The sequence below is a fragment of the Lapidilactobacillus achengensis genome (assembly GCF_003946655.1).
Taxonomy (GTDB): Bacteria; Bacillota; Bacilli; order Lactobacillales; family Lactobacillaceae; genus Lapidilactobacillus; species Lapidilactobacillus achengensis.
Genome location: NZ_RHOV01000008.1, coordinates 12,409 through 28,058 on the forward strand (window position 1 = coordinate 12,409; position 15,650 = coordinate 28,058).

Consider the following 15,650-nt stretch of genomic DNA (forward strand, 5'->3'; position numbering starts at 1 on the left):
GACTCACCCCCAGCCCGACCTTCCGCCTGACGAGTGAACAGCCCACCAACGCCAGAGTGAGGGCCGACCTGGTCAGCTTCTGAGCATTAGCCTAGCAACTATTTTGGAGGCCGGTCTGTGCTTCCGGAACAATTGCGTAGCTAAGCGGAAGAAGTTAGGTCGGCGAACACGTTTCGAGTGCGGAACACAACGGGTTGACTTCGAGCATTGACCTAGCAACTAATTTGGGGTTGTTTCTCAACACCTGCTTTTACCACAAAAAGATGCTTTTATTCAGTTTATAAATATGTTATCATAGGCAAGTTACAGCATTCCCGATGGGATCCACACAAAGTGGAGCTGCCTTGTAACCTTAAAGAAGGGGGAACCAATCTAGTGAAAAATCGTCACTTATTTACCTCGGAGTCAGTCTCCGAAGGGCATCCAGATAAAATCGCCGACCAAATCTCGGACGCGATCCTGGATGCGTTATTAACCCAAGATCCGCTGGCGCGGGTTGCCTGTGAGACTACGGTCACCACAGGGTTAGTCCTTGTCGTGGGTGAAATTTCTACGACGGCTTACGTGGACATTCAAGCGATTGTGCGCCAAACGATCATCGCGGCCGGATATGATCGCGGGGAGTTAGGCTTTGACGGGCATAATTGCGCCGTTTTAGTCGCTTTAGATGAACAGTCGCCCGATATCGCCCAAGGGGTCAATGAGGCCATTGAGCAACGGACGGCGGCCAGCGTGGATCCGCTTGATCAGATCGGCGCTGGTGATCAAGGGATGATGTTCGGTTTTGCCGTGGATGAAACGCCGGAATTGATGCCTTTACCAATTTCGTTGGCGCACCAATTGATGCGGCAAACGGCAAAGATTCGTCACGAAAACCGCCTGCCATACTTACGACCTGACGCGAAGTGCCAAGTCACCGTTGAGTATGACGCCGAAACCGGCACCAAGCCTCAACGAATCGACACCGTGGTTTTAAGCACCCAACATGATCCGGAAGTCACCTTGACTCAGTTGAAGCAAGATGTGCTGGAACAGATCATTCGTCCGGTTTTGCCGGTGGAGTTAGTGGACGCGCAGACCAAGTTTCTGATCAATCCCACGGGTCGTTTCGTGATCGGGGGACCTCAAGGAGATTCTGGGTTGACCGGTCGGAAAATCATCGTAGACACCTATGGCGGCTATGCTCGTCATGGCGGCGGCGCGTTTTCGGGTAAGGATGCGACCAAGGTCGATCGTTCGGCCAGCTACGCGGCGCGCTATGTCGCCAAGAACCTGGTTGCCGCTGGCCTGGCGCGAAAGTGTGAGGTGCAGTTAGCTTACGCAATCGGGGTCGCGCAGCCGGTTTCAATCAATATTGAAACCTTCGGAACTAGTCAATACAGCGAACAGGCCCTGATCGATGCGGTTCACGCCAATTTCGATCTGCGACCTGCTGGCATCATTAAAATGTTAGATTTACAACGCCCAATTTACAAGCAAACAGCAGTTTATGGGCATTTTGGACGTACAGATGTGGATTTGCCATGGGAGCACACAGACCGAGTCGCTGGTTTGAAAGCAGCCCTTAATGGTGAAGTTGCGAGATAAGAGGCGATCCAATTGGAAAGTTTTTTCCAATTGGGTCTTTTTTTGCGAAAAATTGCGCAGCGCCGCAGTTGATCACGGCCAACCGCGGGTTAAGCCGCAGTTTGGCGTCAAAATTTCAGGGCAAGGGTAGAAAAAAAGGAGTTAGTATGAAAAAGAAAAAAGAAACCAATGTTGTTTTAGCAACCATCGCGATTTTTGTCGCGACCTTTATGACCGCGATCGAGGGGACAATTGTTTCCACCGCGATGCCGACGATCATCGGCAGTTTGAACGGCGTTTCCATGATGAGCTGGGTCTTCTCGATCTATTTGTTGACCAGTTCGATCTCCACGCCGATTTACGGGAAACTCGCCGATCGGATTGGCCGTAAACCCGTTTTCCTCGTTGGCTTGGTGATTTTCCTGATCGGGTCTTCAATGGCCGGGCTCTCCCAGAGCATGCTGACCTTGATTTTGTCACGGGCCTTGCAAGGGCTAGGAGCCGGCGCGATCCAACCCGTGACCTTTACCATGATCGCCGACATCTACCCTTATGAGAAAAGAGCCCGCGTGCTTGGCTTGAATAGTTCCGCCTGGGGGATCGCGTCGATTGTGGCGCCATTGCTGGGTGGCTATATTGTGCAACACCTGTCGTGGCATTGGATCTTCTTCATCAATGTCCCTGTGGGGCTGATCACCATGTTATTGGTGATTTTCTTCTTCCAAGAAGATCGTCGTTCCGCTAAGGAGCCCATCGATTTGGCGGGCTCGGCAACTTTGAGCGTGCTCTTGTTGGCTTTGATGTTGTTCGCTCAGGGCCTGGGAGGAACCACCAACCCCTGGGTCAACGCGCTGTGGCTTGTGCTTGCCGTCGTCGCCGGTTTCTTCTTCATGAAGGCCGAACGAAAAGCCAAGGACCCATTGATTCCCTTGGCTTTATTCAAAAACAATCTCTTTTTAGGGCAAAACTTAGTCGCCGCTTTGGTCAGTGGCGTTCTGATCGGGTTTGAAGTTTATATTCCCATGTGGATGCAAGGAATTCTTGGGTTGCCCGCGACCATGGGTGGTTTCGCGGTAACGCCCAGCTCGGTCCTCTGGATCTTCGGGTCCTTCTTGGCCGGTCGGCTGTTAGTTAGTCAGCCAGCTACCCGAATTGTCAGCGTCAGTTTATTCGTGATCACCGCCGGCATTGGCGTTCTTAGTTTTCTCCCCATGGGAACTAGCTTTGCGGTCTTCTTGTTAGTCGCCGCTTTCCTCGGTTTCGGCTTTGGGATCGCCATTACGACCACCATGGTGACTGCGCAAAACGTTGTTGCCGAAAACGAGATCGGGGTGGCGTCCGCCATGAACACCTTGTCCCGGACTATTGGCCAAACCTTGATGATGTCTGTGTTTGGGATCATTCAGAACACCTTATTTGCCCGTGGTATCCAAGGGCATTTCCAATTGAAAATGTCGATGTTAAATAAGTTGATCAACCCTGAAACGGCGACACAGATTCAAAGTAATCTTTTGCCCCAATTACGGACGATCTTACTCCAAGCCATGCATGGTGTTTATATTACAGGCGTGATTTTGGCGGTCATCGCGATTCTTGTCAACTTTTGGACGGCTCATCGCCACGCGGGCAACTCCGCACTTAAGTAATAACGCTGACCGATTTGCCAGTGTAAAATAAGATTAGCGCTGGCAAACAAGAATCCGGCGGTCACATCGCTGGGGTAGTGCACATGGACATAAAGGCGGCTCAACCCCAACAATACAATCAGCCCCACTCCTAAAATGGCGAGCACGATCCGCCATTTTTTTGATTTGACCAAACAATAGCTGATGACGATCAGACTACCGAAAAACATCACCGCCGCGGTTGAGTGACCTGAGGGGAAACTAAAGCCAGTTTCACGAATCAATTGATCCGTCGGTCGTGGTCGCTGGATCCAGCCTTTGATCACGTGGTTCAATAAGGCGCCCAGCCCATTGTTGGCGGCAATGAACACACCAAGCCGCCAATGCTTGGCCCAGATCAGCACCACCAGGATCACCGCGGTCAGGATCGTCATGATCAGCGGATTTCCCACCTTGGTAAAGGCGATAAAAAAGTTATTCGCTGCTGGATGCCAGGGCGCCAGCCAGCCATAAATCAAATTATCATAGTTGTGGATCCATTGTTGCTGCGTGACCACGCCCCAGATGAACCCAGCGAAAGCTAGGTATAAAATGCCGACCAACCACGGCCAAGTCTTCTTCGATGTCATTTATTTACGACTCCTCTTGCTTACTTATTCTAAATTAATAGAGATATTATAGCATATCCGCACGGCCAACAGGGTTAAGAGCTGGTTAAGATCAGCTTGTCCGTAGAACTGTCATTGCTTTGGAAAATGCGCGTTTCTATCGTTGAACACTTGCAGATGTGGTGAGGGTTGCAAATTCCCAAATTCCGGAAGTAAAACACGCTTCCAAAAACTCTGGCCAGGTTAATGCTCGAAGTCAACCCGTTGTGTTGCGCACTGAAACGTGTTCGCCGACCCAGCTCCCTGCGCTTAGCTACGCAACTATTCCGGAGGCACAAACCAGCCTCCAAAATAGTTGCTAGGCTAATGCTCAGGAGCTACCCGGGGTGGCTCACACTCTGGCGTTGAAACGTGTTCGCCGACCTAGCTTCTTCCGCTTAGCTACGCAACTATTCCGGAGGCACAAACCAGCCTCCAAAATAGTTGCTAGGCTAATGCTCAGAAGCTGACCAGGTCGGCTCACACTCTGGCGTTGGTGGGCTGTTCACTCGTCAGGCGGAAGGTCGGGCTGGGGGTGAGTCAGCCGCGATATTATTCTTGGCGGCTCTGCCGCCTAGAATAAGGCCGAGCTTGAAGATTTTCGGTGCACTTCCGAAAAGCTTCAAGTCGTGCCCGCAGCGTTCCACCACCCCCAGCCCGACCTGGAGCCCCACCACATCCGCAAACCACCAACGCCCAAGCAGGCGCCGAAAAAATGCAATCAAACCTTGCTCTTTGCGGTCATTCTGGTGTATATTAAACAGTAACAACATACCGAGTCACAGGACTAGTAATCGAAAATTTGCGCTCAGCGAGTAGGCGGTCAGTGCGAGCCTATCGCAAATCACGATGAACTCACCTGCGAAACTTACCGTGAAGACAGTAGCGGTAGGCGTGGACCAGCGTTAATGGTTAGAGGGCCGATCAGAAATCGGCTAAAGTTAGGTGGTACCACGGTCGCGCGTCCTATAAGCAATTGGCTTATAGGGCTTTTTGTTTGCGGAAAATGAATAAAAGGAGTGCTTAGTTTGTATAATCATACGACAGTCGAAAAGAAATGGCAGAAACGTTGGCAGGAAAACCAGCAGTTCAAAACCACAGAGGATCCTAATAAAAAGAATTTCTACGCATTGGATATGTTTCCTTATCCTTCAGGCCAGGGACTCCATGTTGGCCATCCCGAAGGTTATACGGCTACAGATATTATTGCCCGGATGAAACGGGCGCAAGGGTTCAACGTTTTACATCCGATGGGGTGGGACGCGTTTGGGCTGCCAGCGGAGCAGTACGCTTTGAATACGGGGCATCAACCTGAAGAGTTTACCGCGAAGAATATTGCCAACTTCAAGCGCCAGATCAATTCATTGGGCTTTTCCTATGATTGGGATCGGGAAGTCAACACCACTGATCCAGAATTCTATCGTTGGACCCAATGGATCTTTGAGCAAATGTATCAAAAGGGCTTGGCCTATGAGGCGGAAGTCGCGGTCAACTGGAGTCCGGATCTGGGCACGGTCGTCGCGAACGAAGAAGTGATCGATGGCAAAACGGAGCGCGGTGGCTTTCCGGTTTATCGGAAACCCATGCGTCAGTGGATGTTGAAAATCACCGCTTACGCAGAGCGCCTATTGAATGATCTGGACCTAGTCGATTGGCCCGAAAGTATCAAAGATATGCAACGGAACTGGATCGGCCGTTCTGAAGGCGCCGAAGTGACGTTTGCGGTGGCGGATCAAGCGGATTTAGATTTCAAAGTTTTCACCACCCGGGCGGATACCTTGTTCGGCGCAACTTATATCGTGATGGCGCCGGAACATGAACTGGTCGATCAGATCACCACGGCGGCTGCGCAGGCCGCGGTTGCCGCCTATCAAGAAGAGATCAGCCACAAGAGCGATCTGGAACGAACAGATCTGAACCATGACAAGACGGGGGCGTTCACCGGCGCCTACGCGATCAATCCCGTCAATGGTCAGAAATTACCGATCTGGATCTCCGATTATGTTTTGGCTAGCTATGGCACTGGCGCGATCATGTCGGTGCCCGCCCATGATGAGCGCGATTATGAATTCGCGACGAAGTTCCAGTTACCGATCATTCCGGTGATCGAGGGTGGCGATGTCACTCAAGCCGCTTATACCGGTGATGGCGTCCATATCAATTCGGACTTTTTGGATGGCTTGGATAAACAGGCGGCAATTGACAAGATGATTGCATGGTTAACAGAAAAAGGTGTGGGCAAGCAGCAGGTCAATTATAAACTGCGCGATTGGTTGTTCAGCCGGCAACGTTACTGGGGCGAACCGATTCCGGTGATCCATTGGGAAGACGGGGAAACCACTTTGGTTCCCGAAGCCGAGTTGCCTTTGCGTTTACCGAAAGAAACGAACATCAAGCCATCAGGTACCGGCGAGAGTCCCTTGGCCAACTTAACCGATTGGGTCAACGTGGTGGACGCCAACGGTCGCAAGGGTCGCCGGGAAACGAACACCATGCCACAATGGGCCGGTTCCTCTTGGTACTATTTGCGTTATATCGATCCGCACAACCAGGAAGCGTTGGCGGATTATGATAAATTGAAAGACTGGTTGCCCGTTGATCTGTACATCGGCGGCGCGGAACACGCGGTCTTGCATCTGCTGTACGCCCGTTTCTGGCACAAATTCCTTTATGATCTAGGTGTTGTGCCCATGCCAGAGCCATTCCAGAAATTATTCAATCAAGGCATGATCTTAGGGGATAACCACGAGAAAATGTCCAAGTCCAAAGGCAATGTGGTCAATCCCGATGAGGTCGTTGACCAATATGGCGCGGACACGTTGCGCCTGTATGAAATGTTCATGGGGCCGTTGGACGCTTCGATCTCTTGGAGTGAAGAAGGCTTGGCTGGGTCACGGCGTTTCCTCGATCGGGTTTGGCGCTTGTTTGTCGACGATGACGACAAGTTACGCGACCGCATTTCCCTGATGAACAATGGCCACTTAGACAAAGTTTATAATCAAACCGTCAAAAAGGTCACTGATGACTATGAACAGCTTCATTTCAACACAGCCATCTCTCAACTGATGGTCTTCATTAATGAAGCGTACAAAGAAAAGGTTCTTTTCGCAGATTATGTGGCTGGCTTCGTGCAAATGTTGGCACCGATCGCGCCCCATATGATGGAAGAAATCTGGGAGAAGTTGGGCCATCACGAAAGTTTGACCTATGCACCATGGCCAACCTTTGATGCTAGTAAATTGGTTGATGATACCACTGAAGTGATCGTTCAAGTCAACGGTAAACTGCGGGCGAAATTGCAAGTAGCCAAAGATACCGCCAAGGATGTTTTGCAGGCGCAAGCCCTCAATGACGAGCACGTTCAAGCTTTCATCGCCGATCAACAGGTGGTCAAAGTGATCGTGATCCCCAACAAAATCGTTAACATCGTCGTTAAATAAAGGCCGCCGGTTTAGACGAAAACGGCGCGTTCCCACACAATCAATTGGCTGGTCACTAAGGAAGGTGGGCCGCGCCAAAGCAGTCCAAAATGAAGTGGCTGATAAATTAAAGCACTCCATTTGGCAACACGCCGCTTGAATAAAATAATAAAGCGCAAAAAAGCGTGTCTTCTGACCATTACGCGGTGGCTTTAGTCAACCGCAGTGTGTGTCAGAAACACGCTTTTTTTGCTTGCGCCAGGCAATCATTAGGTGTAGTCGGGCCATCTGCAATCGAAGCAGATAATTTGACGAAGAATGTTTGTAAGGTGGCGTCAACCAATAGCCACCCGCGAAAATCCGTAATGCGATGGACTTGTCTGGTTCTTTCTAAACTTTGGCGAAGACGCAATCAACACTGATATAACAACTTTCAAGACGACGAATAAATACTCCAACTAAATTAATTGGAGCAATAGGAAACAAATGGCCACATCAAGCCAACCTATTATCTAATGTTAAGTGTTGCAATTCCTCAAATTCCGGAAGCCAGACTCGTGATTATCGAGAAATCTTAAGGCCATTCGCCAAACGTTAGAAAGAACCACTTGTTGTTTCATCAAAACTAACTCTGATCCATCAGCCAGGCTTTTCTGGAGTCACCCATCTAAGGGTTGAGACCACTAACCACGGTCGTCAATTGCGTGGATCCCCATCAATTAGCCATAGCTTGCCAGCCGGCGTGAGTACTCAAACGGCTGTTATAACGTTGAGCGGCTGAAGCGGAGAAATTCGGGGTGAGATCGCCGTGAAATTGTCCTTGGCGGCTTTGCCGCTTAGGACAAGGCCTGATTTTGAGACAAGCCGCGCACTTTGCGGATTGGCTCAAAACAGCGCCCACAGCGAGCTCACCCCGAATTTCGCAGCGCAAGCTGCGGACACTATGAAAATCACTACCCGCAGTGTCTCGCGCATTTTTTTGCTTGAAAAGGCGGAAAGAAAGTTATTGAAAAATCGTCTTCCGTGTCCGGTCTTTGCTATAATGGAAGTCTAGAACATTAGTTGAGGTGAAACATGGATAATTTGAAATTGGTGGCCGTTGATATTGACGGAACTTTCGTCGATCATAACAATCATTATGATCTGGCAGAATTTCGGCGCCTGTTTAAGGTGATGCAGGAACGGAACATCGAATTTGTGGTGGCCAGTGGGAACCAGTATCCCCACTTGGCACGGCTGTTTCCAGATGATCTGCGGGATCAATTGAATTTTGTGGCGGAAAATGGCGCGTTAACGTTGGCTCACGGCCGCGAAGTCTTCTGTGGTGGGCTCAGCTGGTCCACTTTGACCCGGGCTGTGGCCGCGGTTAAGGCGATCCCCGGCGCGAACTATATTGTTTCCACACCTGAGGCTGGTTATTTCCCAGCGAATTCTGCGGAATTCTTCAAAAAAGAATCGGAACATTACTGCGCTAGTCTGGCAGAATTTGATGATTTGGCGGAAATCAAGGACAAACAAATCCTCAAGTTGACGGCGCGAGTTGAGCCAGCTGAAGTTCCCCTGATTGAAGCGGCCTTCAAAGATTGGCCTGATTTGCACGTGACCAGTTCTGGGTTTGGTTATTTGGATATGATCAATCCTAAGTTGCATAAAGCCTTTGGTCTACAAATCTTAGGCGAGCATTTCCGAATTGCCCCTGAACAAATGGTTGTGTTCGGCGACAGCGCCAACGATCAGGAAATGTTCAAGCTGGCTGGGCGTGCTTACGCCATGGCGAACGCTGAACAGATTTTGCTGGATCTGACAGATTACCGCGCGCCTTCTAATGAAGAAAACGGCGTCTTACGCGTTTTAGGCCAATTGTTGGCTTAATCGGAATCCATAGCTGGGCTGGTGCTTGACCGCGCCGCCTTAATTGCGAGAATCTAAGGGGATTTCACCAAAATAGATTTTAGCCAAGAGTTGATAAAGTTCACAATAATCCAAGTAGTCCACCTGATTGACGAATTCGTTGATTTGGTGGGCGCTTTCGTTTCCAGGGCCGGCGATGATCACGGGAAGTTGAGGATTTCCTTGGACAAATCGGGAAGCGTCGGTGCCGCCTGGCGCGCCTAAAACTAGGGTGGTCTCATGCCAAATCTTCTGATAAGCGATTGTGGCGGCTTGGATCAAAGGGGAGTCAGCAGGGGTGATGACGGCGGGTTGGCTGGCCAGGATCGTCAGCACCAATTTGAGATGGGGATCCGCGTCGTTAAGTTGGGTGACCAGCGCCGCTAAGTCGGCCTCGATCCGCTGATTGGGATATTCGGGGATCGTTCTGATCTTCACCTGTAAGTGGGCCTGCTCGGGAATGGTATTCGCCTGTTCGCCGCCTTGAATCACGGTCACCGCCGCGTTGATCGGGCCCAGAAGGTTGTTTTCGATCGTCGCCAGTTTCTTGAAATAGACTTGTTGCGCCTGGTAAAAAGCCAAAAGGTTGTCGATCGCGTTGATTCCCGAGTTGGGTAGGGCGCTGTGAGCCGCCTTACCCGTGGCCGTAACCGTGTAATCCAATGAGCCTTTGTGGCCGCGAAAGAGAAGATGCCGGCCATAAGCTTGTGGCGCTGTGGCCGGCATGGCAATCAAGCCACTACCGCCCAGCCGTTGCAAAACCAGCGCGTTGGAGGCGCTGCTGGGCTCGCCGACGACGAGCCCGGCCAAATCAGCCGCGTAACCCAAGTGGGTCAATTGTTGGGCGCCCAGTTCGCCTAATTCTTCGCCAACGGTGGCCAGCAAACGCACCCGACCATGGAAATTCGGATCCTGCTTTAATTGGATCAGGGCTAGCGTCATCGCGGCTAGGCCACTTTTCATATCGGCGGACCCGCGCCCGAAGATATGTCCATCCCGATGTTGCGGCCAAAACGGGCCATACGTCCATGATTGCGGGTCGGTGACGGCCACCGTATCTTGATGGCCAGTGAACCCTAAGATCGGTCCTTGTTGAGGTCCGATCTCCGCGACCAAATTGACGCGATTATTATTCCCCGGTAGTGGGATCAGCTGACTGCTGATCTGATACCGCCGTAACAAATCCCGTAGATAAACGGCAACGGCGCCTTCACAGCCGTTGACTGTCGGAATTTTGATGAGGTCATCTAGAATTTGTAAGGCTATTTCTCGTTCCATGTGGACGCGCCCCCAGTCGGTATTTCGCGGACCAAGTATTGTTCCTGTTGACTTTCATTTTAATGATTTAATGGGAAAAGGAAACCAACAACGCTTGTTTGGACAGGTAAATCTTGTCTAGTTTGGTTGAAAAAACAACAAAACGTTTCACCGCGCGGTTTTCGTTCAAATGAAGCGGTGTGATCGCGGTTCAGTCAAGACAACCGGAGGAAAAGTGTGCCAGCCTGGAAAGCTGAGGGTGATTGGCGGAAAGCACACGCCGTTATCAGCACAATTTTGACCGGCAACCAGCGCTGTTTGCCGGTCGCGGTTTTATTTACTTGTTGAATGGGGTACAATAAAAGCTAATGGATGTTTGAGATTATCGGGGTGACGCCGATTGACAGCGAGTCACCCCCTTAAAGGAGCGTTTTGATTGGCGCAAGAAACAAATCGACCACACGCGGTCAGTCCCGCACAATCGGAGACTAGCCGCGATACTTTTGTCCGTGGATCTGCTTGGATCACGGCGGGAAGTGTCTTTTCGCGAATTCTAGGGGCCGTTTACATCATGGCTTGGTTGCCGATGATCGGCAACGCGGAAACAGGTAATCTGGCTAACGCCTTGTATGGCAAGGGATACAATATCTATTCGATTTTCTTGATGATCTCGACGGCGGGGATCCCCGGCGCGATCGCCAAGCAAGTGGCCCACTATAATACGTTGAATGAATATCGGATCGGGCAACAATTGTTCAAGACGGGCGTGCGGATCATGGCGATCTTGGGTGTTGTCTCGGCGGCGATCATGTATTTTGCGGCGCCGCTATACGCCCAGAGTCCCGAGGAAATTCCCGTTTATCACGCGCTTAGTTGGGCCGTGTTGATCATTCCGTTCTTAAGTATTTTTCGGGGATATTTCCAAGGCTTCTCGGAAATGGCGCCCTCTGCGATTTCGCAAGTGGTGGAGCAGCTGGCCCGAGTCGCTTATTTATTGGGTGCAACTTTTGTAATTATGAAAATCAACCATGGTCACTATCAAGAGGCCGTGGTCCAATCAACTTTTGCGGCGTTTATTGGCGCCTTATTTGGTATCTTGGTTTTGGTCTGGTTCTATTTACGCCAGCGTCCGAAGATCAATCGGTTGGTGGCGCAGTCCGACAATGAGATCCGTGTTTCCCCCCGGGGGTTGGTCATCGATATTTTGCGCCAGGCGCTCCCTTTTATTCTGATTGGCTCGGGAATCACGATTTTCCAATTGATCGATCAATACACATTCTTTCGGATGTTACCGAAATTCTTCATTGTCACCAAGAAGCAAATGGAGATTTATTTCGGGATCTTCAACTTCAACTCGAATAAATTGGTGATGATCGTCATTTCCTTCGCGGCCGCTTTAGCGGTGGCGGCGGTCCCGTTGTTGTCGGCCGCATATGCCCGCAAGGATCGGCGCGATATGTCGGCGCAGATCACCAATATTTTGCAACTCTTTCTGATCATTATGGTGCCCTCAGCTTTCGGGGTAGCCGCGGTGGCCGCGCCTTTGTATACGTTGTTTTATGGCTATGACGCCTTGGGAATCAGCGTTTTACATTTAAACGCGTTTACGGCGATCCTCTCGGGACTGTTTACCGTTCTGGCGGCCGTGATGCAAGGCCTTTACCAAAATAAACGGGCGATGGGTTATTTAGTTGTCGGGATCGCCACGAAATTAATTCTCCAATATCCGATGATCGCGTTTTTCAACGTTTATGGGCCGCTGGTTTCCACCGGCTTGGGCATGTTGGTGACCTGTTTACTGATGCTGGGGTCGCTATTGCGGACTTACGGTTTCCGCGTCAAGCAAACGGCGCGGCGGATGATGGGTATTTTGGCGTTCTCTGTGCTGATGTATTTATTGACAGCGACGGCGGTCAATTTGTTGTCGCTGGTCATGAATCCAGAACGGAAAATCTATGCGGCCGTTATTTTGATCATTGCTGTGGTCATCGGGATCGCAGTTTATGGGTATCTGATCTTGAGAACGCGTTTGGCCGATCGCATCATTGGCAATCGCATTAGCGGCTTACGGCGGAGGTTACACATTAAATGAGAATTGATCGCTATCTGGCAAACATGGGTCAGGGGAGCCGGCAAGAAGTTCGCGCCCTCCTCAAGCAAAAAGTCGTCACCGTCAATGGTCAGGTGGTCAAACAAGCGGGCCAACAGGTGACGCCGACTGATCTGGTCGCCGTCGCTGGGCGACCACTGGCTTACACCCCTTTTGGCTATTATCTATTGAACAAGCCGGCGGGAGTGTTGACCGCAACCATTGATCCCCACGAGGCCACTGTCTTGGAGCTACTAGCGCCAACGCTACCGCACTATCGCGAATTAGCGCCAGTGGGCCGGCTGGATCGAGATACAACTGGGCTGCTGCTGATCACCAATGACGGTCAGTTGGCCCATCGCTTATTACAGCCGAAATATCACGTTGCTAAACGTTATCTGGCGACGGTGTCCGGCTTGGTTCAACCAGAACTCAGCGCCATCTTCGCTCAAGGAGTCAAGTTGAGCGATTTTACCACGCAACCGGCGCAACTAGAAATTCTCGCAGTGGACACCGAAAAAAAGCAATCGACGGTGGCGCTGACGATTGCTGAAGGTAAATATCATCAAGTTAAACGGATGCTCACGGCCTTTGATCATCCGGTTCTCCAACTACAACGCCAATCCTTCGGGCCGTTGACCTTGCCCGCAGATCTGTCCAGTGGCGCCTATCGCGAATTGACGGCCGCGGAACTGGTTGCCTTACAAGCCAGCGCGGCTGAAACGAGCCATTAACAGGGGTAATTGCGCACAGATTTGGCTAGGAAGCGTGACGTAATGATCTACAGCCAGTTCTTGACCGGCTAAACCATGAAGATAGACCGCTGCCAGTGTTGCTGGCAACGGTTTTTTGTTTTGGCCGAATTGAGCGCAAAACGCGGCAATGATCCCGGTCAAGGTGTCGCCCATGCCGCCAGTGGCCATCGCCGCGACACCGGTTGTATTGCGGTAAACCTGCTGATCAGCATAGATCTGGGTGCGATGTTGCTTCAGAACCAAGATGGTTGTTTCCGGTAGCTGAGCCAGCGCGGTTTGATTGGCCCTGACGGTTTGACCAGCAATTGTTAGCCCGCTCAGGCGATGCCATTCTTCTTGATGGGGCGTTAGAATCAATTGCGGCTGTTGGGGGAAGGGGATGGCCCCGCCAGCGACTAAGGTTAGCGCCGAGCCATCAACGATCAGGGTTTGAGCGGCGTTGACTGCGGTGAACACCATCCGTAAAAGCGCCTGCGCCCCTGGATCAAGTCCTAGGCCGGGGCCAACCACGATCACATCGGCGCTTTGAATGCTTTTGCGTAAGGCGGCAGTTTCAGTCCAATCCAAAAACATGATCTCCGGATGACGGGCATGCAGCGCCGTGCGATTGACCGCCGCACTGGCCAGCGTCACCAGCCCCGCGCCCGCAAACAAGGCGGCGCTGGCGCTCATGATTCCCGCGCCGCCATATTGTTCATTGCCGGCCACAACAAGAACCCGCCCGAAAGTTCCTTTATGGCTTTCCACCGGACGCGGTTGAATCACCTGCCTGAGAATGCGTTCCGTTAAATCAATCATCATGACACCCATCCTTTGAATTTCAGCCACCAGCATGTTAGTTGGGTTCCTGACTGACGACTGCCGCGAACTTCCCGCGGCTGGAAATGATTACCTCTATGATAGACGTGTTGATGGGATTCGTAAAGCAGCTCGTCAGATCAGATCACCTGCTTAGTTTTGGTAATGTATTATAAAATCTGCTTAAAAAAAAGAACCCTTGTTGACCAAGGATTCCAGCTAAGCGGGTGACGAGAATCGGACTCGCGACTTCAGCTTGGGAAGCTAATGTTTTACCACTAAACTACACCCGCATCTCGTTAAAAACTACATATAATATCATATCGAATTTTGAGCGAGATTTCAATAGTTTTTTGAAATCTACCGAAACAATTTCGTGACCGTCAAATTAGGTTTGCAGTTATTGGCCGAGTAGATGCCAGGTCAACTTGAGTTTACAACTTTTTCGTTGGTTTTCAGGTATTTTGGAATTTGCCGGCGTTGCCAAACGCTCGGTAGATTTGAGCGAAACAATACTGGCAGCGGTCAGCGGACGTCGTTGGCAGCCGAATTTATCCGGGCCATGGGGAACATGACTCAACTTCTTGAAAAAAAAAACACAAGGCGTATAATTGGAAATATACAGAGACCAATGAATCTAAGTTGAAAATATCGGTATTTTTAATTCAAGGAAGTCTGGGATCAGCTACTTTACCAGAGAAATGTTCAGTTCATGAACAACGGGTTTTGCATAAAGGAGAGGTGCGGATCATGAAGAAGACTAGCATGTATTTCGTCGGGGCCACAATGGCTGCCTTGGCGCTATTAGGTTTGGCGGGGCAACAAATGAGTCAACCACGGAGTCAAGCAACGACGACTAAGACGGTCTTGGCGACGAAAAAGAAGGTTAGCGCCAAGCAACGTAATCAAGCCTATTATGCTCATCCTCAAATTGAGGTGAAGCAGGATCAACTTCTTTTACCTTATCCCAAGGATTTCGCTGGTTTTGTGGCGAAAGGTGAGTTGACGGTGACTGGCGTGGTCACGAAGTTACAGCCAGTCGTAGTGGCGAGTACTGCTTATACGTTAGCGACAGTTAAAGTTGAGCAAGTCCTAGCGGGAAGTGGCGCGACCGTTGAACAACAGATTCCTGTACTCTTCTCCGGCGGGGTCATCAGTAAGCGGACCTTACTGGCGGATGTGGCGACGAAGACGTTCATGACGGCTAAGACGGATGATACTCAGGTCACCGTTAAATACCCTGGGGATCCATTGCCACAGATCGGTCAACAGTACGCGTTGGTTCTCAGTCAGGAAACGGCCGGCACCAATGGGCTTGCGACTGCGTTCTGGATGGCTAATTATGGCAGTAAGGGTATTTTCGTCAAGCACGGTGATCAATACCAGCGAGAAGCTCAAAGCACCAGCAGTTCTTCCGGCGCGACACATGATCTACAAGTCGCCGAGGATCAATTGATGAACGCGGGGATGACCAAGTTGAGCCAGCAATAACACTGGTCAGCACAGTGAGCTGTCTAAACCAGCGTGCCCCTGGTGATGACTGGATCAAGGTTAGTCCAGTTTATTTCAGGTTGTGAAAAAGGCGTCCAAATTGGGCGTCTTTT

General features: G+C 50.8%; 11 protein-coding genes, 1 tRNA gene, 1 riboswitch and 1 other annotated feature. Of the genes, 8 read left to right on the plus strand and 4 right to left on the minus strand.

Annotation, left to right across the window (positions count from 1 at the left end; genetic code table 11):
* The first annotated feature begins 298 nt into the window (after positions 1–298).
* Positions 299–378: riboswitch (SMK box riboswitch) on the plus strand.
* Positions 376–1,587: a methionine adenosyltransferase gene (gene metK / locus EKM94_RS06120; protein ID WP_125599057.1), complete on the plus strand. Its 1,212-nt coding sequence runs from the start codon at positions 376–378 to the stop codon at positions 1,585–1,587. It overlaps the preceding riboswitch by 3 nt.
* A gap of 146 nt (positions 1,588–1,733) precedes the next feature.
* Complete coding sequence (locus EKM94_RS06125) at positions 1,734–3,212, plus strand: MDR family MFS transporter (RefSeq protein WP_125599060.1); 1,479 nt, start codon at positions 1,734–1,736, stop codon at positions 3,210–3,212.
* Here EKM94_RS06125 and EKM94_RS06130 read toward each other — a convergent pair.
* Positions 3,179–3,820: a phosphatase PAP2 family protein gene (locus EKM94_RS06130; RefSeq protein WP_125599063.1), complete on the minus strand. Its 642-nt coding sequence runs from the start codon at positions 3,818–3,820 to the stop codon at positions 3,179–3,181. The genes EKM94_RS06125 and EKM94_RS06130 overlap by 34 nt on opposite strands.
* Positions 3,821–4,603: 783 nt before the next feature.
* Positions 4,604–4,810, plus strand: a binding site (T-box leader).
* Positions 4,811–4,866: 56 nt separating this feature from the next.
* On the opposite strand from EKM94_RS06130, the gene leuS reads away from it, so the two are divergent.
* The 3 genes from leuS (at position 4,867) to EKM94_RS06145 (ending at position 9,129) form a co-directional block, all read left to right on the plus strand.
* Complete coding sequence (leuS, locus tag EKM94_RS06135) at positions 4,867–7,278, plus strand: leucine--tRNA ligase (protein ID WP_125599066.1); 2,412 nt, start codon at positions 4,867–4,869, stop codon at positions 7,276–7,278.
* A gap of 787 nt (positions 7,279–8,065) precedes the next feature.
* Positions 8,066–8,311, plus strand: a complete 246-nt coding sequence (locus tag EKM94_RS06140) for a hypothetical protein (protein WP_125599069.1) — start codon at positions 8,066–8,068, stop codon at positions 8,309–8,311.
* Positions 8,312–8,331: 20 nt separating this feature from the next.
* Positions 8,332–9,129 carry a Cof-type HAD-IIB family hydrolase gene (locus EKM94_RS06145; protein WP_125599072.1) on the plus strand — a complete coding sequence of 266 codons (798 nt, stop codon included), beginning with the start codon at positions 8,332–8,334 and terminating at the stop codon, positions 9,127–9,129.
* Between the two features lie 39 nt (positions 9,130–9,168).
* On the opposite strand, the gene EKM94_RS06150 is transcribed toward EKM94_RS06145, so the two are convergent.
* Positions 9,169–10,425, minus strand: a complete 1,257-nt coding sequence (locus EKM94_RS06150) for an ArgE/DapE family deacylase (RefSeq protein ID WP_125599075.1) — start codon at positions 10,423–10,425, stop codon at positions 9,169–9,171.
* A 415-nt stretch (positions 10,426–10,840) separates the two neighbouring features.
* Here EKM94_RS06150 and EKM94_RS06155 point away from each other — a divergent pair, with 415 nt between their 5' ends.
* Positions 10,841–12,496 carry a putative polysaccharide biosynthesis protein gene (locus EKM94_RS06155; RefSeq protein ID WP_125599078.1) on the plus strand — a complete coding sequence of 552 codons (1,656 nt, stop codon included), beginning with the start codon at positions 10,841–10,843 and terminating at the stop codon, positions 12,494–12,496.
* Positions 12,493–13,227: a pseudouridine synthase gene (locus EKM94_RS06160; RefSeq protein WP_125599081.1), complete on the plus strand. Its 735-nt coding sequence runs from the start codon at positions 12,493–12,495 to the stop codon at positions 13,225–13,227. Before EKM94_RS06155 ends, EKM94_RS06160 begins: the two co-directional genes overlap by 4 nt.
* On the opposite strand, the gene EKM94_RS06165 is transcribed toward EKM94_RS06160, so the two are convergent.
* Together EKM94_RS06165 and EKM94_RS06170 are read right to left on the minus strand one after the other, a co-directional pair.
* Positions 13,195–14,046: an NAD(P)H-hydrate dehydratase gene (locus tag EKM94_RS06165; RefSeq protein WP_125599260.1), complete on the minus strand. Its 852-nt coding sequence runs from the start codon at positions 14,044–14,046 to the stop codon at positions 13,195–13,197. The two genes, EKM94_RS06160 and EKM94_RS06165, sit on opposite strands and share 33 nt — an antisense overlap.
* A 222-nt stretch (positions 14,047–14,268) precedes the next feature.
* Positions 14,269–14,339 (minus strand) — tRNA-Gly (locus tag EKM94_RS06170).
* A gap of 457 nt (positions 14,340–14,796) precedes the next feature.
* On the opposite strand from EKM94_RS06170, the gene EKM94_RS06175 reads away from it, so the two are divergent.
* Positions 14,797–15,537, plus strand: coding sequence for a hypothetical protein (locus EKM94_RS06175; RefSeq protein WP_125599085.1), 741 nt, complete (start codon positions 14,797–14,799; stop codon positions 15,535–15,537).
* Positions 15,538–15,650: the final 113 nt, after the last annotated feature.